The sequence below is a fragment of the Streptomyces sp. NBC_01689 genome (genome assembly GCF_036250675.1).
Classification (GTDB): domain Bacteria; phylum Actinomycetota; class Actinomycetes; order Streptomycetales; family Streptomycetaceae; genus Streptomyces.
This window is the reverse complement of the sequence record NZ_CP109592.1, coordinates 8,114,390-8,132,017: the sequence shown is the minus strand read 5'-3', so window position 1 is coordinate 8,132,017 and position 17,628 is coordinate 8,114,390. Positions and strand designations below refer to the sequence as shown.

The 17,628-nt window shown below is 70.6% G+C and carries 14 protein-coding genes and 2 pseudogenes; 13 read left to right on the top strand and 3 right to left on the bottom strand.

Annotated elements, in window-relative coordinates; translation table 11 throughout:
- Positions 1-224 precede the first annotated feature (224 nt).
- The 9 genes and pseudogenes from OG776_RS34920 (at position 225) to OG776_RS34880 (ending at position 8,795) form a co-directional block, all read left to right on the top strand.
- Entirely contained in the window at positions 225-2,858 is a 2,634-nt protein-coding gene (locus tag OG776_RS34920; protein ID WP_329323103.1) for a cation-translocating P-type ATPase, read from the top strand.
- Between the two features lie 12 nt (positions 2,859-2,870).
- Positions 2,871-3,338 (top strand): annotated as a pseudogene (locus tag OG776_RS34915) (acetate--CoA ligase family protein); the annotation flags it as partial.
- A 77-nt stretch (positions 3,339-3,415) separates the two neighbouring features.
- Positions 3,416-4,081, top strand: a complete 666-nt coding sequence (locus OG776_RS34910) for a CBS domain-containing protein (protein WP_315986910.1) — start codon at positions 3,416-3,418, stop codon at positions 4,079-4,081.
- A 17-nt stretch (positions 4,082-4,098) separates the two neighbouring features.
- On the top strand, positions 4,099-4,608 hold the full coding sequence (locus tag OG776_RS34905; RefSeq protein WP_148010734.1) for a flavodoxin domain-containing protein: 510 nt from the start codon (positions 4,099-4,101) through the stop codon (positions 4,606-4,608).
- Between the two features lie 71 nt (positions 4,609-4,679).
- Positions 4,680-4,964: pseudogene (locus tag OG776_RS34900) on the top strand (universal stress protein); the annotation flags it as partial.
- Positions 4,965-5,199: 235 nt separating this feature from the next.
- Complete coding sequence (locus OG776_RS34895; protein WP_329323102.1) at positions 5,200-6,036, top strand: universal stress protein; 837 nt, start codon at positions 5,200-5,202, stop codon at positions 6,034-6,036.
- Positions 6,037-6,380: 344 nt separating this feature from the next.
- Complete coding sequence (locus OG776_RS34890) at positions 6,381-7,007, top strand: hypothetical protein (RefSeq protein WP_329323101.1); 627 nt, start codon at positions 6,381-6,383, stop codon at positions 7,005-7,007.
- 176 nt (positions 7,008-7,183) lie between these two features.
- Positions 7,184-8,095: a universal stress protein gene (locus OG776_RS34885; RefSeq protein ID WP_329323100.1), complete on the top strand. Its 912-nt coding sequence runs from the start codon at positions 7,184-7,186 to the stop codon at positions 8,093-8,095.
- A 169-nt stretch (positions 8,096-8,264) separates the two neighbouring features.
- On the top strand, positions 8,265-8,795 hold the full coding sequence (locus tag OG776_RS34880) for a transposase (protein ID WP_329323099.1): 531 nt from the start codon (positions 8,265-8,267) through the stop codon (positions 8,793-8,795).
- Between the two features lie 531 nt (positions 8,796-9,326).
- Here OG776_RS34880 and OG776_RS34875 read toward each other — a convergent pair.
- Both OG776_RS34875 and OG776_RS34870 read right to left on the bottom strand, forming a co-directional pair.
- The gene (locus tag OG776_RS34875; protein WP_148010739.1) at positions 9,327-9,665 is read right to left on the bottom strand and encodes an STAS domain-containing protein; all 339 of its coding nucleotides are present in this window, start codon (positions 9,663-9,665) and stop codon (positions 9,327-9,329) included.
- Between the two features lie 278 nt (positions 9,666-9,943).
- On the bottom strand, positions 9,944-10,903 hold the full coding sequence (locus tag OG776_RS34870; protein ID WP_329323098.1) for a DUF1152 domain-containing protein: 960 nt from the start codon (positions 10,901-10,903) through the stop codon (positions 9,944-9,946).
- A 119-nt stretch (positions 10,904-11,022) separates the two neighbouring features.
- Between OG776_RS34870 and OG776_RS34865 the strand changes: the two genes are divergently transcribed.
- The gene (locus OG776_RS34865; RefSeq protein WP_329323097.1) at positions 11,023-12,081 is read left to right on the top strand and encodes a phosphotransferase; all 1,059 of its coding nucleotides are present in this window, start codon (positions 11,023-11,025) and stop codon (positions 12,079-12,081) included.
- Between the two features lie 133 nt (positions 12,082-12,214).
- Here OG776_RS34865 and OG776_RS34860 read toward each other — a convergent pair whose 3' ends face one another.
- Positions 12,215-12,811: a TetR/AcrR family transcriptional regulator gene (locus tag OG776_RS34860; protein WP_148010741.1), complete on the bottom strand. Its 597-nt coding sequence runs from the start codon at positions 12,809-12,811 to the stop codon at positions 12,215-12,217.
- An 89-nt stretch (positions 12,812-12,900) separates the two neighbouring features.
- Here OG776_RS34860 and OG776_RS34855 point away from each other — a divergent pair, with 89 nt between their 5' ends.
- The 3 genes from OG776_RS34855 to OG776_RS34845 all read left to right on the top strand — a co-directional run bounded on the left by OG776_RS34855 (position 12,901) and on the right by OG776_RS34845 (position 17,468).
- A complete protein-coding gene (locus tag OG776_RS34855) occupies positions 12,901-13,653 on the top strand; it encodes an SDR family oxidoreductase (protein WP_329323096.1) in 753 nt (250 codons plus the stop codon).
- A gap of 513 nt (positions 13,654-14,166) precedes the next feature.
- Positions 14,167-15,657, top strand: a complete 1,491-nt coding sequence (locus OG776_RS34850; protein ID WP_329323095.1) for an FAD-dependent monooxygenase — start codon at positions 14,167-14,169, stop codon at positions 15,655-15,657.
- A 365-nt stretch (positions 15,658-16,022) separates the two neighbouring features.
- Positions 16,023-17,468 (top strand): aldehyde dehydrogenase family protein, encoded by a 1,446-nt coding sequence (locus tag OG776_RS34845; protein WP_329323094.1) that lies wholly within the window; start codon positions 16,023-16,025, stop codon positions 17,466-17,468.
- Positions 17,469-17,628: the final 160 nt, after the last annotated feature.

Here is a 17,628-nt window from a genome sequence, read left to right as displayed (position 1 = left end):
CTTCCGGCGTGCGCCCTGTGCCGTGGGGAGGGCATGCCGAGGCCCTCACCTGCCAGGGGGAGGGGCATGACGATGGCCGCGCCACGCACACGGCACTCTCCATACGTCTCGTGGCTGCCTGAGAGGGGCAGTTCTGATGCCGCTGGGCGCCCGTCGGGGCCATCTCCGATGGGCGAGTTCGGGCTTCGCCAACGCGGTGACCAGTCACGCCGAGGAGGCTTGCAGTGAATCCGCCGCAACCGTTTGCCGCTCTGGCGCCGGAATCCGCGATCGACACCGGTCTGAGCCATGAGGAGGCCGATCGCCTCCTCGAACGGTACGGACCCAACGAACTGAGGGAGCAGGAGAAGACAGCGCTCCGGTCCCGGATCTTCGCCCAACTGCGCGATCCTCTGATTCTCGTACTGCTGGTGGCCGCTGGCCTGACCGTGGCCACCGGGGACTTCGCCGATGCCGTGGTCATCTGCGTGGTCATCTTCTTCAACACCACGGTCGGTGTGGCGCAAGAGGTACGAGCGGACACCGCCGTCGCCGCGCTCTCCGCCATGACCGCTCCCACCGCTCGCGTCACACGAGACGGCGTGGAACAGCAGATCCCGTCGTCCACCGTGGTTCCCGGTGACGCCCTCGTCCTGGCTGAGGGAGACATCGTCCCCGCCGACGCGACCCTCACGTACGCTGCGGCCCTGCTCGTGGACGAGTCCGCACTGACCGGGGAATCGGTGCCCGTGGACAAGGACACCCACGGCACAGACCCGCAGACCGGCCAGTTGCATGCCGGGACCGTCGTGCTGCGCGGCAGGGCGGTCGCAACCGTGACCGCCACCGGTGCACACAGCGCACTGGGCCGGATCGCCACCTCCCTGCACCCCCGACAGCAACTCACCCCGCTGCAAAAGCGTCTGGCAGGACTCGGACGCATACTGGCCCTTGTCACGGTAGGGCTGTGCCTGCTCGTCCTTACCCTCGGGCTCGTACGTGGTCAGTCCCTGGAAACCATGGCGGTCACAGCCATCAGCCTCGTCGTTGCCGCGGTGCCCGAATCCCTGCCGGCCGTCGTCACCCTCGGGCTGGCACTCGGTGCCCGGCGGATGGCCGCACGCAACGCCGTGGTGCGCCGTCTGTCCGCTGTGGAGACGCTCGGATCGGTGACCGTACTGGCCACCGACAAGACCGGCACCCTGACCGAAGGCCGCATGGTCGTGGAGCGCGTGTGGACCCCACAAGGGACCGCCGCCCTGGGTGGCACCGGATACGAGCCGGCCGGCGACTTCAAGGCCCTGGACCAGGACGACAACCGAGCGCCTGGCAGCATCGGGGCGGCGCGAGAACTACTTGTTGCGGCGACGCTGTGCAACGACGCCTCGCTGATCCCGCCGGAACCAGACAGCCCGCAGTGGTCAGCACTCGGCGACCCCACAGAAGCCGCGCTCCTGGCCGCCGCTGCGAAAGCGGGCTGTGCACACGATGACCTCGTCCGCACCCATCCACGAATTGGCGAAATCCCCTTCGACAGCCTCCGCAAGCGCATGCTGACCGTACACAACACCCCTTCGGGCGCGGTCCAGTCCTTCCTCAAAGGTGCGCCGGAAATGGTGCTCGACAGTGCACTGCTCGGCGACAGCCCGGCCCTGCTGGAGCAGGCGCGCCGCGAAGCCGCTGCGCTGTCGGCGTTGGGGTACCGGGTACTGGCGGTGGCATCCGGCGACCTCGACACGGTTCCTGACCCCATCGAGGACGCCGAGAGCGGGCTACGGCTCCTGGGTCTGACCGCTATCAGTGACCCGCCCAAACCGACCGCGGTCACCACCGTGGAAGCCTGCCGGCGCGCGGGGATCACCCCCGTGCTCATCACAGGGGACCACCCGGCCACCGCCCGCGCGATCGCGATCCGCGTGGGCATCCTCACTAGGGAGGACACCGAATCGGCCCATCGCATCGCCACCGGAGCGGAGTTGACCGCCGGACACGTGCCGGATCTCACCGTGGTCAGGGTGTTCGCCCGGACTACCCCGCAGCAGAAGCTGGACATCATCCAGGCATGGCAGGACCGTGGCGAAGTCACCGCGATGACGGGCGACGGGGTCAACGACGGGCCGGCCTTGAGGCAGTCGGACATCGGCGTGGCGATGGGCCGCCGCGGTACCGAGGTGGCCCGACAGGCAGCGGATCTTGTCCTCGCCGGCGACGAACTGCCCTCGGTGATTTCAGCGGTGGAGGAGGGCCGTCGTGTCTATGCCAACATCCGGCGCTTCCTCGTCTACGCCCTGGCCGGCGGGGCGGCGGAGATCCTGGTCATGCTCACCGGACCGCTGTTCGGCCTCGCCCTCCCGCTGCGTGCGGGACAGATCCTCTGGATCAATCTGCTGACCCATGGCCTGACCGGTGTCGCGATGGGTGCCGAACCCGTTTCACCGGATGCCATGCGACAGCCGCCCAGGCCGCCTCAGCAGCACATCCTCGGCGACGGGCTATGGCAACGGGTACTGCGCCTGTCGCTGCTGGTGACCGCCGTAAGCCTTGCCGCGAGCCTATGGGTCCGGCACTCCGGTGGGCCGTGGCAGACCGTGCTCTTCCTTGCGTTGCTGGCCGCTCAGCTCGGCGTGTCCCTCGGTCTCAGGGAGAGACTGTTCACCCGCCATAACCTGTACCTGCCGACAGCGGTCGCGGCGGCTGCGGCGCTTGGTGCGGCAGCGCTCTACGTGCCGTTCCTGGCGGACATCCTGGAGACCTCGCGGCCCACCGGGACCGGCCTGGCACTTCCCGCAGCCGCCGGCCTCGCCGGGTTCGCAGCCGCGCGCGCGGAGGCCCTGTGGGGTCGTACCCACCGGGCGAGCCTCCGCGCGTCTGCGCAGTGATCCCAACGGGACCAAGTCCGCAGCGCCTTCAGGGACTTCGAGACCCGGTTCGCCGACCTGATGACCGGCGTGGTCGTCCAGCCGCTGGCCGCACGCGGCACCGAGCTGTTCGCGGGAGTCGTGCAGGACGAGGTCTTCGGCCCGCTCGTGCTCTTCGGACTCGGCGGCACCGAGACCGAGGTCCTGGCCGACCACGCCGCCCGCATCGCCCCGCTGACCGACCTCGACGTGCACGACCTGATCACCGCCCCGCGCTGCGCACCACTCCTCTTCGGGGCAAGCGGCAGCGGCCCCGTCGACCTCGAGAGCCTCGAGCAACTGCTCCTGCGTCTGTCCCGCATGGCGGGCGACCTGCCCCAGCTCGCCGAAGCCGACTTCAACCCCGTCCTCGCGACGCCTGACGCGGTCAGCGTGCTCGACGCACGCGTTCGCCTGCTCCCCCGCGGGGCTCAGCACCCCTATCTGCGCCGACTGCGCTGAGGAGGAACAGACATGAAGCACGACAAGGTCGGATCCGTGATGGCGACAGTGGTCGTTCGGGCGCTGTACGGCGCCCGTTGAAGGAGGTCGCCGGCCTCCTCTCCGAGCACCAAATCAGCGGACTACCGGTGGTCGACGAGGACGAGAAGGTCATCGGGGTGATCTCCGAGACGGACCTCATGGTCCGGCAGGCGGAGACAACCGACCCGGTCAGGCCGAAGCGCCGATTTCGGCTCACCGAACTGACCCGCGGCGCACGCAGGCAGGCCACAAAGACGCAGGCCCCTACCGCCGGACAGCCGATGTCCGTCCCTCCGGTCACCGTGCGCGCCGACAACACCGTTGCCGAGGCCGCCCGAGCCATGACACAGAACCGCGTGAAGCGGCTGCCGGTGGTGGACGAGGAAAACCGGCTCATCGGTATCGTCACCCGCCGCGACCTGATCCGGGTCTTTTCGCAGCCCGACGACGAGATCCGCCGCGAGGTGATCGACGAGGTGCTGGTCCGCTCGCTGTGGCTGGCGCCGTCGAGCGCGGAGATCGCCGTGGACGACGGAGTCGTGACGCTCGCGGAGCATGTGGAGCGCAAGAGCGAGGCGGAGATCGCCTTCGCCATGATCCACCGCATCAACGGCGTCGTCGCGGTGGTTGACGAGCTCACCTACCGGCTGGAGGACTCGCACCTGAGGCCGGACGAGCTGGCCGTGCACGGTGTGACCGGGGAATGGCCGCGGAGGCCGTGAGAGGAAGGCGCACCGTCATGCTGAGCACCGCGCTGGTTGCCTACGGAACGACGAACGGTTCGACCGCGCGGATCGCCGAGACGATCGCCGAAGTCCTGCGCCAGGAAGGAGTGTCGGTCGAGGCGGTGTCCGCCCGGTCCGTGACGGACCTGGAGTCCTACGACGCCGTGGTGGTGGGTGGCGGGCTGTACGCGGGGCGCTGGCACAAGGACGCCCGCCGTTTCGTCCGCCGTCACGGCCGTGCGCTGGCCGACCGTCCGCTGTGGTTCTTCAGCAGCGGCCCGCTCGACGCCACGGCCTCGGAACGGGACATCCCGCCCGTGCCCGGTGTGCAGCGGGCCATGGCCCGGCTCGACGCCAGGGGACACATCACGTTCGGCGGCTGTCTCGAAGAGGGAGCGACAGGATTCATCGCCCGGAAGATCGTCTCCTCCGGAAAGGGCGGTGACTTCCGCGACTGCGGACAGATCGAGGGGTGGGCCGCGCGGATCGGTACCGAATGCGCGGCCGCGCCACAAGAGAGCTGAACCATCCGGGCTTTCCCCGCCCCCGGTCGCCGTCTTTCTGATGGGCCCGTCCGCCGGACTTCGCCACGGCGGACGCGCTTGTCCCGGTCAGGGGCCCGGAGCTGCTGGCGGAGCGCGAGCGCGCCGTGGTCGCCGCGCTGCGCCCCTGGTGCGACAAGTTCCCCGAGGTCACCGTCGTCGAGAACGTCACCGAAGGGCGTGCGGCCGACGAGCTGATCAGCGCCTCGGCCGGCGCGGCGCTCGTCGTGGTGGGACGCCGGATGCGCGCATCCCGTCTCGGCACCCACCTCGGCCCTGTCACCCACGCGGCGCTGCACCACGCGCCCTGCCCCGTCGCCGTCGTCCCGCACGCCTGAACAAGCCCAGAGCGTCCTTCTTCCGAAGCCCGGTCCGAAGTTCGGCGTCTGCGGAGAACACGGCGGCGCGCGGACTCCATCCAGTTCTTCCGCGACACCGGCCTCGACCACGTCTCCTGCTCGCCGTCCCGCGCCCCGGCCGCCCGTCCCGAAGCGGGCCGAGCCGCCCTCGCGAACCGGGCCGACGGCATGTCGGCGGCCACCTGGACAGCACCAGCCGAGGGAAGGGACAGACATGACCACCCGTCATGTGACAGTAGGCGTGGACGGTTCGCTCGTCGCCGTACGGGCGCTGGACCGGGCTTCCGAGGAGGCCGTGCTGCGCGGCGCCGTGCTGGACATCGTGTACGCCGTGCCCGACCTCGACGAGGCCGGTCCGATACTGGCTTCCGCCGTCTCACGGGTGCGTGATCGCCACCCCGGTCTGCCGGTCACGGCCTGTGCCGTCGAGGGCGGACCGGTCCGGGCACTGGTGCGTCACGGCCGGGACTCCGAGCTCACCGTGGTCGGCACCCGCGGGCTGGGCAGCGTAGCCGGTCTGCTGTTCGGCTCGGTGGGTCTGCGGCTGGCCGCGCACACGTACGGCCCGCTGCTCATCATACGAGGAGACCGCCGGCCCACGAGTCGTGGCGAGGTGTTGCTCGGCCTGGAGAGCAACACCGATGCGGACGCCGCCGTGTTCGCCTTCGCGGAGGTTGCGCGGCGCGGAGCCCGGCTGCGCGTACTGGACGCCCGGCCACGTCGACACCTGGCGCCCGAACTCGCCTCCCTGGCGCCCGGGCGTCAGGTGGCGAACGACGGCGCCAGGCATGTTCGTCTTGCGGTGGCCGGGCCAGGGCAGCGCTCTGAGGGAGCGACCCGCGCCTTCCGAAACGGTCCGGCGACCGAGCTGCTGGAGGCTACCCGCGAGGCCGCTGTCGTGGTCGTCAGTGCCCGTCGCGGACCCCAACGGCTCGGTCGGCAACTGAGCACAGTCACCCACGCCGTGCTGAACCACTCCCATTGCCCGGTCGTGGTCGTCCCCACTCGGGCGGGCCGGCCGCGAGGGGGCGAGAAGTCACGGACGCCCTGAGGGTGACGGAGGGATCCACAGGCTCCGCGACATCGCCGTCGGCCTGGACGGCACACCGGCGAGCCTCGTCGGCCTCCAGGGTCCTCTCGGAGGGGGCAGACACGAGCTCGCCCCAGGCGTGAGTCCGCCCGAAGGGGGAGGCGCGACAGAGACGATCGCAGGGCCCGGTCCGGCAGCCGTGCGGCTTCGCGAGCGGTAAGGGGAAGGGACGTTCGGCCCCTGCGACGGTACCTGTGGGCCCCTGTGGCCCGACTGGTCCGGGCAGGACATTGAACTCAGCACGACGACGGCACGCGCACAGATATCGCGTTACGCCTACCAGAGCCCAGACAGGGATGAACATCATGGCAGTACACGAAACTCCCGGCCGGCGCACGGGATTCCACCTCCCGTCGCGGCATCGGGCCAGGACGACCCGGAGGTCCGGCGAGACCACTACCGACACCACGGCCACGGCCATGGCCGCCCAGGTCTTCGCGGGGCTGCGGATCGTGACCGGGTTCGTCTTCCTGTGGGCATTCCTCGACAAGACCTTCGGCTGGAGCTACGCCACCCCGTCCGGCAAGGGCTGGGCCGACGGCGGTTCACCCACCCAGGGCTTCCTCAGCGGCGTCGCCGCCGGACCCATGCAGTCCACGTTCCACTCCTGGGCCGGAGCGGGCTGGGCGAACTGGCTGTTCATGCTCGGCCTGCTCGGCGTCGGCCTCGCCCTGATCAGCGGCATCGCACTGCGGCTCGCCGCGATCGCCGGCACCGCCCTGATGGCGTTCATGTGGATCGCCGAATGGCCGCCCGCCAAGCACCTGGCCGATGGCTCGCCGAGCATGTCCAGCAACCCGCTCATCGACTACCACGTCCTGTACGCCGTCGTCCTGATCGCCCTCGCGGTCGCGGGCGCAGGCGTCACCTGGGGACTCGGCAGGACCTGGGCCGCCCTCCCCGTGGTCCGCGACCACCCATGGCTCCGCTGACCGCGGCACGCGGCACGCATGCCGCGGGACCGTCGATCCGGTCCCCACGACCCACTTCTGACCGTGAGCAGCAGAACCGCGGGGTCGCACCGGGCAGGGCCGGATGGGCTGGTCCTCCCCGGCCGCCGACAACGTAGCCGACGGCAACACCTCTACTCGACAGGGAAGTTGGCAGCATGTCTCGTATCATCACCGCAGGCCTGGACGGCTCGCGGGAAAGCCTCGCTGCCGCGGACTGGGCGGCCCGTGAGTCCCTGCTCCGTGATCTGCCCTGCCGCCTCGTACATGCATGGGAACTGCAGTCGTACAACTACCCGACCGCCTACGCGCCGTCGGTGGGGCCGGCCCTGCAGCGCAACTGGGCGGAGCGCGTGCCGCGCGAGGCCGAGGAGGATCTGCGTCGCCGCTACCCCGACCTGCGGATCAGCGCCGACCAGGTCGACGGGCAGCCCGTCCCGGTTCTGCTGGCGGCCGCCGCCGACGCCGAACTACTGGTCCTCGGGTCGCGGGGGCTGAGCAGCATCGGTGGATTCATGGTCGGCTCGGTGGCCCTCTCGGTGGTGGCCCGCGCCGCCAACCCGGTGGTCCTGGTCCGCGCCGAGGAGCCGAACGGCTCCGACCCTCGCCCGACGGAGCCCCCGTTCGGCGAGGTCGTCCTCGGCCTGGACCTGCGGCGGCCCGCCCACGCGCTGTTCGAGTTCGCCTTCGACGCCGCCGCCCGACGCGCGTCGGCGCTGACGGTCGTGCACGGCTGGACCCTGCCGGCCTATTACGGCCTGGACGCCGGTTTCGGTTACACCTCCGGCGCCGTCACTCCGGGGCTGGGCGGTGAACTGGCCGTGCAGGAGGCGATCGGGCTGACCGACGCGCTGCGCCCGTGGCGGGAGAAGTTCCCCGGAGTCGAGGTGACGGAGAAGTCCGTAAGCGGCGGGGCCGCCCACCACCTGGTGGAGGCCGCTTCCGGCGCAGGTCTCGTGGTCATCGGCCGCCGTAGCCGGGATTCGGCGATCGGTACGCACCTCGGCCCGGTCGCGCATGCGGTGATGCACCATGCCGCGGCCCCGGTCGTGGTCGTCCCGCACGACTGACCCAGGCAGCCCGGGCCCCGTATCCACCCCCACGACGGGCGGGTCAGCGGACGCTGACCCGGCGTCCGGTGGGGTGCACGCCTTCGCGCGCCGCTGACAGGCGACGGGGCCGCTCGCCGAGTTCTACGACCGGCTGCGCGACCGCGTGCGGGAGAAGGAGGGCCGGGCGGTGGACCCGACGGCCGCGGACTCGCAGTCACTGCGGGCGGCGGCGAACATCCCGCGGGCGGCGTCGAGCTGGGACGGCGGGAAGGAAATCGGCGGCCGCAAGCGGCATGTGGTGGTCGACTGCCTCGGCCTGGTCCTGGCCGTCACCGTGACCGCGGCGAGCGTCCAGGACCGCGATGCCGCCGCCTGCCTGCTCGAGCGGCTGCGCACGATCTACTTCTCGATCGGTCTGGTGTGGGCGGACGGCGGGTATGCCGGGAGGCTGGTCGACTGGGCGGCCGAGGCCCTCCAGCTCACCCTGGAGGTCGTCAGGCGCCGCGACGACACTGCGGGATTCATGGTGCTGCCCCGCAGGTGGCTGGCGGAGAGGACGCTCAGCTGGCTGATGCGTTCGCGCCGCCTGGTCTGCGACTACGAGACCCTGCCCGTCATGCACGAGGCCATGGTCCTGTGGCCGATGACCATGCTCATGAGCGGCCGCCTCGCCGACCGGCGCCCGACCGGGTTCAGGCGGCCTGCTCCAGGGCGGTGAACACTCCCGGCCGCACCTGACGGATCCAGCCCCGCTCCGCCAGCCGCTGGTAGTCCACTGCCAGCACGGATGCCGCCATGCCCGCGGGACAGGCCCCCTCACCAAGATCCGGGCCATACACGGCCCAACCCCACTTCACCACCTACGCTTTCACTCATTTCCGCAGGTCAGAAGCGGTCAAGACCATGTACCACCAGCAGACCAAGAATCTGCTGGTGAGCTACTCGCCGAAGAAGCTGGGCTTCTTCTAGGCCCAGAAGAGGGGCGCCCGACCTGGGTTTTCATCCGTCAGGCGCCCTTCGCCCACTCCACTCTCCACCGAACCCGGCTCGCGCGCCGACTCCCGGTTCCTCCAACCCTCGACCCTCACCAGAGGCGTGACCCAGGAAGTACGGGTCTGGTTGTCGTCACCTCGGGCTCCTGGAGGTCCCTCGTGTGTCGGTCCGAGTCCGGGGTGGTCCCCGCGGCCTCCGGCCCCCCGACGTCGGGATCCGAGACGACGGCACCGGGCCCGTCGTGGCTCCGTCCGGCTCAGCCGGTCGCGGTGAGCAGGCCGCCGGGGAGGAAGTCGTCCCAGTGACCCGCGGGGAACAGGTCGTGTGCCAGCTGCAGCAGACGTCGCAGCGGCTCATCCACCCCGGTGACGGTCAGTATCCGCCCCGCTTCCTGGCAGCCCTGGCGCAGATGCACCAGGAGGTGCAGGCCCGCGACATCCATGAACCGTGTCTGCCGCAGGTCCCACGTCACCTCGGTGACCGACGGCGGGAGCTGCTGGAGAAAGGCGTGCAGGCTGGGTGAGGTGACGAAGTCGATCTCTCCCTGGGGAGTGATGACCGCCGTGACGCCGTCGCCGGTGATGGTGAAGAGCATGAGGGGCAACCCCCTTCAAGAGGGTCGTGAGCCCAAAGACGCCAGAACGCGAGCAAGAGCGGCCCGGCAGCGATGGCGGAACCCGGATGCCCGTGAAGGGGGCGATTCCCGGAACCCGTCAACCAGCCCCCCGCCACCACAGCCAGTACGGCGGCCAGGACACCGGTCGATCTCTTGTCCCTCCACTGTGGCACAGCCCTCACCCTCGCAGGCACCGTGCGCGGTGCTGTCATCACCACGGGTGACCACGATCGGCCGGGGCGCGGTCAGCCTTGCCGTTAGTGCGGGAAGCTTCGGGGTGGGCGAGTGACTACGGATTCGCGGAATTCGGCGATCCGCGCGTGGACTTGGCGCATCAGATGGGTGTCCTCGATCCGGTCCAGGTAGAGGCAGCGGGCTGCCAGGCCCGGCAGGTCGAAGGCGAAGTACAGGGACATCAACGGGTTCACGAACAACTCGCTGCCCCGGGTGCGGTCAGTGAACCGGACATCGCCGAACGCGCCGCGCACGGCGGCCGCGATGGAACCGTTCACGATGCTGGGGTGCTCCGGGGTGTGGCGCTGAGCGTGCGTCACCGCGTCGAGGTAGAGCGCGCCCTCACGGGTGGCGCGCGGTATCGAGAACGCACCGAGATAGGCGCCGTCGCGCTCCAGGGCGGCGATGTTCTCCAAGACCTGTACGTGGTTCACGCCGTGGTACGCGTCCACACCGAAGCCGACCGACACGACGAGCCGGGTCGGAATGTCGTCCAGTGCGGCCAGCGCCGCCACGCTCGTCAGGTCCTCCTCCGGAGTGCCCAGCCCGGCTTCATCGCCACGCATCAAAATGTCCGTACCGCCGTCGACCAGCACCACGGCGTCGACGCGGTGCAGCTCGATCAGTGCTTGGTAGGCGGCGCGCAGCGGGCGTACCCCGGTCTGGGGGAAGGCGTACACGGTGGACGGGCAGCCGTGCCGGTCCAGCCACTGGGCGAGCGTTCGCTCCGGGAAGTAGCCCTGGTGCAACGCGGAGTCGGGAGTGACGGCGGCCAGGTCGGGCGCGACCCAGTGGTCGATCGGGAGACCGGCGAGTGCGCTGAAGGAGAGGTTCGCGAGATGTACCTGCTTGCCCTGATGCATGAGGGAGAGCGCCAACGGCAGGCCGGAGTAGATGTCGAAGCCACCGCCCGCGCCCGCGACGAGGATCCGTTCGGCATCAGCGAGCCTCGTGAAGAGCGGGTTGGAGTGGAGAGACGTCATGACGATCATTGTCCGGGGACCCGCCCCTGGGCGCTCCCGAGTTGTCGACGCGACGGCGGGGCCACGGAGCGCGGGGTCCGACAAGGATCAGGGCTCCGACACCCCCTAGGCTCGTCCGCATGCTGAACCAGCTTCCGTTCGACGAAGCGCTGCGGTCCACCGTCGGCACTCCCAGGCGAAGCGAGCTTCTGGACAGCAGTCCGCGATCGCGGGTGTGGCGGGTCCAGTTGGCCGATCGGAGCCCGGTGATCGTCAAGCAGATCACCGACGACGGGGACACGGGCGCCGACGCGGACACGCGCTTCGCGCGGGAGGTCGCCGGACTGCGCCTGGCCGGCCGGGCCACCGAGCCCGCCGTGGCTCCCGCGGTGCTCGCCACGGATCAGCCCGCGCGGGTGATGGTCCTCGATCACCTGGACGACCTCGGCAGGACCGACGACTGGATGCCCGGGTACGCCGAGTCGCTCGCCCGCCTGCACGCTCTGACCGGCCCCGCCGACGTGGGCGCGCTCCCGGCCTGGTCGGGTCCCACGGCCGCCGACGCGGAGTCCTTCCTCGCCCTGGCCCGGACGCTCGACGTCCCCGTCCCCTCCGCGGCGCCCGACGAACTCGGCGCTCTCCTGGACCGGCTGGACCCCACTCCCCATCATGCGCTGCTGCACGGCGACCCGTGCCCCGGCAACGACCTGCGCACCACCGGCGGTGTCCGCTTCGTCGACTTCGAACGAGCCTCGCTCGGCAACGGACTGGTCGAGCTCGCCTACTTCCGCATCGGCTTCCCCACCTGCTGGTGCGCGATGTCGGTCACCGGCGCCCCGCTCGCGGAGGTCGAGGACATCTACCGCACCACCTGGCGCGTCCTCACCGGCGGCGATGTGCCGGGCGACCTCGCTGACGCGTGCGCGAGCTGGCTGATCCAGGGAGACGCGCTCGTCGAGCGTGCCCACCGCGGCACGGCCGACCAGCTCGCCCGGGTACCCACCGAGGACTTCGAGTGGGGCTACGTCTCCGCCCGCGAGCGCCTCGTCCACCGCCTCGGCGTGGTCGCCGACATAACCCGCGACCACGACCACCTGCACGCCGTGGGCCACCTCAGCTCCGCGTTGGCCACACGCCTGTTGGAGCGCTGGCCCGCACTGCGGCCGCTGCCCGCGCACGACGCCCGCCCTTGGCACTGAGCCCTGTCAACGGTACGGGCCGAGACCTGACCACGCGGGCGCGGGCTACCACCGGCGCCATTCGCGCGTCCGTTCGGAGCGCGCGTCTCTTCTCCGCCGCGCCCGCCGCCGGGCGGAGCGTCGTTCGGGGTCGTCAGGTGGTGGGGCGGGGCAGGACGGCGAGGGCGGTGTGGGCGATGCCGGTGAGTGTCTTCTCGTCGGCTCCGGCTTTGCCGAGTGCTTCGATGCCACGCAGGACGGCGAGCATCAGTGCGGCGAGTTGTGCGGGGTCCGCGTCGGCGGCGAGGTCGCCGTTGCGCCGGCAGGCGGCGATGTCGTCCTCGAGGAGTGTGCTCAGTGCGTCGATGGCGGTGTGGGCGCGCTGGGCCACGGTCTCGTCGTGTTCGGTCAGCTCGGCGGCACCTTTGGCGAGGAGGCATCCGCGCTGGGCGGTGTCGGCGGCGGTGGCGGCGGCCACCGCGTGGACGTAGGCGGACAGCCGGGCGTAGGCGCCCTCGTCGTCGCCGTGCAGCTGTTGGGCGGTGGCGTCGACGACCGACCTGCAGTAGTCGTCGAACACGCGGTGGAAGAGTTCCTGCTTGCCGCCGAACGCGCCGTACAGGCTGCCCTTGCCGAGGCCGGTCGCCGCGGCGATGTCGTCCATGCGGGTGGCGGCGAAGCCACGCGCCCAGAACTGTTCCCGAGCGGTGTCCAGGACCTGCTGTTCGTCGAATTTCCGGGGTCGTGCCATGGGGTGAGCCTACGCTTATTTGACTGGCTCGTCCACAACGGTTAACGTTATGGACGAACCAGTCAAGAACTAGGGAGGAGCGACACGTCATGACGAAAGCACTCGCAGGCAAAGTGGCCGTGGTCACCGGGGCGAACAGCGGCATCGGACGGGCCGCCGCACAGCGCTTCGCCACCGAAGGCGCCCACGTGATCATCACCGGCCGGCGCCAGGACGCACTGGACGCGGCCGCGGCCGAGATCGGCCACCACGTCACCGCCGTCCGCGGAGACATAGCCGACCCCGCCGACCTCGACCGCCTCTTCAAGCTCGTCGCCGACCAGGGCCACCGCATCGACGTCCTCTTCGCCAACGCGGGCGGCGGCGAATTCGCCACCCTGGAGAACGTGACCCCGCAGCACTTCGACGACACCTTCGACACCAACGTCCGCGGGACCCTCTTCACCGTGCAGAAGGCACTGCCGCTCCTCAACGACGGCGCCTCGGTGATCCTGACCGGCTCCACCGCCGCAACCACCGGCGCGGAGGCGTTCGGCGTCTACGCCGCCTCCAAGGCCGCCGTCCGCTCCTTCGCCCGCACCTGGGCCAACGAACTGCGCGGCCGCGGCATCCGCGTCAACACCCTGGTCCCCGGACCGATCAAGACCCCGGGCATCACCGGCCTGGCACCCGACGAAGAAGCCGCCAAGTCCCTCCGCGCCTCCTTCGCCCAGCAGGTCCCCCTCGGCCGGATGGGCGAGCCCGCCGAAGCCGCCGCGGCAGCACTCTTCCTCGCATCCGACCAGAGCAGCTTCATCACCGGGACCGAGCTCTACGTCGACGGCGGCCTCAACCAGATCTGAGCGATTCTCCGCCGTGGAGCGCTGCGCCGGTGGACTCCCGGAGGCACCCGGCTCCGTCCGCCCGGGAGCCGGGGCCGGGGCCGGGACCGGGACCGGAGCCAGGATCGGGGGCCGGAGCCAGGATCGGGGGCCGGTGCCGGGATCGGTCCCGCTGGCAGGGAATTCACGGCGCGCCGCTCCGGCGCTTCTCAGGTAGCGTTTGTCTCGATGTGCATTGTTGATCGTATTCGCCAGGAATCAGCTACCGAGTGACATCCGTCCTCCACGGGTTCGACCGGACCCAGTGCCACCCCGGCCCGTGGTTGCATGACGGCGACCTCAGCTCCCATGCGACGCCCACGGTCGACACGTGCCGCACCGCCACGCGCGCACCGGCGACCTGAGGCCTCTTGTCTGGAACACGCGGTGAGGGCGGGCGCGCTGCGCGCTCAACGGCCGGACCCCGCTCACCCCTCAGGGCCGCCGAAGCGACCCTGCACCTGGATGTCATGTCGATCGATGCAAAGGACGCACATGGGCTCCGACGAAGGCGTGCTGATCGTGGGGGCGGGCCCCGCGGGACTGATGCTCGCGGGCGATCTGGCCGAGGCGGGGATCGCCTGCACCGTGGTGGAGCGGCGCGAAGGGGAGTCTCAGCTCACCCGGGCGTTCGCGGTGCACGCCCGGACGATGGAGCAACTCGACGCCCGCGGGATCGCCGACGACCTGCTCAAGACCGGGCTGCGCAATCCGGTCCTGCAGTTCCTGCAGATCGACCTGTCGCGGCTGCCGACCCGCTACCCGCACGTCCTGGTGACCCCGCAGTACAACACCGAGCGACTGCTCCGCTCCCGCGCCCTCGGCCACGGAGTGGACATCAGGAGCGGCTGCGAGGCGACCGGTCTCCGGCAGGACTCCACAGGTGTCGACGTCGAGGTACGCGCCGCGGACGGCACGATGCAGACCCTGCGCGCCGCCTACGTGGTGGGCGCCGACGGCCGGAACAGCAAGGTGCGCGAGTCCCTCGGCCTGCCCTTTCCCGGCCGGTCCGCGGTTCGTTCGATGATGCTCGCCGACGTACGCCTGGCCGAGCCGCCGAGAAAACCGCCCACCGTCGGGGCGGTCGGGGACGCCTTCGCCATCGTCGTGCCCTTCGGCGACGGCTGGTTCCGCGTCATGGCCTGGAACCGTCGCCACGACATGCCCGACGACACGGCCGTCGACCTGGACGAGATCCGCGCGGTCGCCCAGCGGGCGCTCGGGACCGACTTCGGTATGCGGGACGCACGCTGGCTCTCCCGGTTCCACAGCGATGAACGCCAGTGCCCCCGTTACCGCGTAGGCCGGGTGTTCCTCGTCGGCGACGCCGCGCACGTGCACTCACCCGCCGGTGGGATGGGCCTCAACACCAGCATCCAGGACTCGGTCAACCTCGGCTGGAAACTGGCGGCCGTCCTGCGCGGCCGGGCTCCGGACGCCCTGCTCGACACGTACGAGGCCGAGCGGCACCCGGTGGGGCGCCGGGTACTTCGGATGAGCGGCGCACTCCTGCGCGGGGTGCTGACGACGCCGAAGGCGCTGTGCGGATTCCGCGACCTCTTCGCCCGCACGGTGCTGCGCATTCCGCCCGTGGCCCAGCGGGCGGCCCGGGCGATCTCCGGGATCGACATCGCCTACGCCGCTCCGAGTGGCGCACCCCCGCTGGTCGGCAAGCGCGTTCCCGACCTGCCGCTGACCGACGGAAGGCGGCTGTACGAGGCCCTGCGCGCCCGGCGCTTCGTGCTCGTCACCGCCGCGGACGCGCCGCTTCCTCCCTCGGTGACCGAAGGCTGGGCCGACGAGGTCGAGTTCGTGTCCGCGCCCGGTCTGACGAGAAGGGCCGTATTGGTCAGGCCGGACGCATACATCGCGTGGACCACCTCCGAGGAGCAACCGGAGCGCCGGGCCGAGGACGTCCGACGGGCCCTCACGGACTGGTGTGGTGCGGGCTCTCCGGCCCATGAAGGCACCTCTGCCTTCGGATAGGCCGTCTGCTGGTCCGGCCACCGCGCCACTCTCTGGCCGACATCAGCACGGCTGCCGGCGTCCGGCTACGACAGAGGCATCTGACGCGAGCCCGCGGAGCGGCCCGCCCTGCGGACGTGCTCGTGCGCTCCGACGGCGGCAGCAGCAGTGCCGTGTCCGACAGCCGTAGCCACGGAAGGCATGTCCGGAGCGGCCCGATCAACGGGTAGGCCCAGCAGACGCGATCCGGAACCTCTTCATGCCAATCAGGAGTGCGTGATCCGCCCACTCCGACAAGTCGAACAAGCAAGAGCGCACGGGCACGCTCGTACCGTGAATGACGCACCCTCCGAAATCCCTTGTCCAAAAATCGCCGGAGCCCCTTCATGACTTCTGTCCATTCCTTCTGGCTCGCAGGACGCGCAGCCGAAGGCGACAGCACCCTCGACGTGACTTCTCCTTGGGACGGCCGCCGAGTCGGTACGGTGTCCGTGCCGACCGACGGACAGGTCGAAGAGGCTGTCGCCGCCGCCTACGCGGTACGGGACGAGTTCGCCGCCACCCCGGCGCACCTGCGGGCCGCCGCCCTGGACCATGTGGCCAAGCGCCTCGCCGAACGGACCGAGGAGATAGCACAGTTGATCTCCGCCGAGAACGGCAAGCCGATCAAGTGGGCCCGCGGCGAGGTCGGCCGGGCCGTCTCCGTCTTCCGGTTCGCCTCTGAAGAGGCCCGTCGCTTCAACAGCGGCGACGCCCAGCGCCTGGACACCGACCTCGGCGGCCAGGGCCGTCTCGCCCTGATCCGGCGCTTTTCCAGGGGCGTCGTCCTCGGCATCACCCCGTTCAACTTCCCGCTGAACCAGGGCGCCCACAAGGTGGCTCCCGCCATCGCCGCGGGTGTGCCGATCATCCTCAAGCCGGCCCCGAACACTCCTCTTTCCGGGCTGCTCCTCGGCGAGGTGCTGGCCGAGACGGACCTGCCGGCCGGTTCCTGGTCGATCCTGCCGGTCTCCAACGACCGCATGCCCGCCCTCGTCCAGGACGAGCGCCTGCCCGTGATCTCCTTCACCGGCTCCGAGAAGGTCGGCTACGCGATCATGGACTCGGTGCCCCGCAAGCACTGCACCCTGGAACTGGGCGGCAACGGCGCGGCGGTCGTGCTCGCCGACTGGGCGAGCGACCAGGACCTGGACCGGGCCGCGACCCGGATCGCCACCTTCTCGAACTACCAGGGCGGCCAGTCCTGCATCTCCGTGCAGCGGGTGATCGCGGACGCCTCCGTCTACGACCGGCTCCTGCCCCGCATCGTCGCCGCGGTCGAGGCCCAGGTGACCGGTGACCCGTCGGACGACAGGACCGACGTCGGCCCGCTCGTCAGCGAGGACGCGGCCAAGCGCGTCGAGACCTGGGTCGACGAGGCGGTCGCGGCGGGTGCCTCGCTCCTCACCGGCGGCACCCGCGACGGCGCGTCGTACGCGCCCACCGTGCTCACCAGCGTGCCGACGGACACCACCCTCGCCTGCGAGGAAGTGTTCGGCCCCGTCCTGACCGTGACGAAGGTGGACGGCGAGGCGGAAGCGTTCGCCGCCGTCAACGACTCCAAGTACGGCCTCCACGCCGGGGTGTTCACCCACAACGTGCAGGCCGCATTCCGCGCGCACCGGGCGCTGGAGGTCGGCGGCGTGATCATCGGCGACGTCCCGTCCTACCGCGCCGACCAGATGCCCTACGGCGGCGCCAAGCAGTCGGGCGTGGGCCGCGAAGGCGTGAAGTTCGCGATGGAGGACTACACCTACGACCGCGTCCTGGTCCTGACCGACCTCGAACTCTGACGCGTTGGTACGCAGCGGGCAGGAGAGCGTCCCGACCCGGGCTGGACCGCTCCCAGAATCCATTGTGCGGGACCAGCCTCCAACCGGCATCCCGCAGAGTGTGGGCCTCGTGTTGGCCTCCGCCTTTGCGCACCTGCCCCGAGCCGCACCGCGCGAGCGG

What these genes read in the sequence shown, in the direction of transcription:
- OG776_RS34905 (WP_148010734.1), top strand. Translation starts at nt 4,099, where the DNA reads ATGCTGAGCACCGCGCTGGTTGCCTACGGAACGACGAACGGTTCGACC.
- OG776_RS34895 (WP_329323102.1), top strand. Translation starts at nt 5,200, where the DNA reads ATGACCACCCGTCATGTGACAGTAGGCGTGGACGGTTCGCTCGTCGCC.
- OG776_RS34890 (WP_329323101.1), top strand. Translation starts at nt 6,381, where the DNA reads ATGGCAGTACACGAAACTCCCGGCCGGCGCACGGGATTCCACCTCCCG.
- OG776_RS34885 (WP_329323100.1), top strand. Translation starts at nt 7,184, where the DNA reads ATGTCTCGTATCATCACCGCAGGCCTGGACGGCTCGCGGGAAAGCCTC.
- OG776_RS34875 (WP_148010739.1), bottom strand. Translation starts at nt 9,665, where the DNA reads ATGCTCTTCACCATCACCGGCGACGGCGTCACGGCGGTCATCACTCCC.
- OG776_RS34870 (WP_329323098.1), bottom strand. Translation starts at nt 10,903, where the DNA reads ATGACGTCTCTCCACTCCAACCCGCTCTTCACGAGGCTCGCTGATGCC.
- OG776_RS34865 (WP_329323097.1), top strand. Translation starts at nt 11,023, where the DNA reads ATGCTGAACCAGCTTCCGTTCGACGAAGCGCTGCGGTCCACCGTCGGC.
- OG776_RS34860 (WP_148010741.1), bottom strand. Translation starts at nt 12,811, where the DNA reads ATGGCACGACCCCGGAAATTCGACGAACAGCAGGTCCTGGACACCGCT.
- OG776_RS34855 (WP_329323096.1), top strand. Translation starts at nt 12,901, where the DNA reads ATGACGAAAGCACTCGCAGGCAAAGTGGCCGTGGTCACCGGGGCGAAC.
- OG776_RS34850 (WP_329323095.1), top strand. Translation starts at nt 14,167, where the DNA reads ATGGGCTCCGACGAAGGCGTGCTGATCGTGGGGGCGGGCCCCGCGGGA.
- OG776_RS34845 (WP_329323094.1), top strand. Translation starts at nt 16,023, where the DNA reads ATGACTTCTGTCCATTCCTTCTGGCTCGCAGGACGCGCAGCCGAAGGC.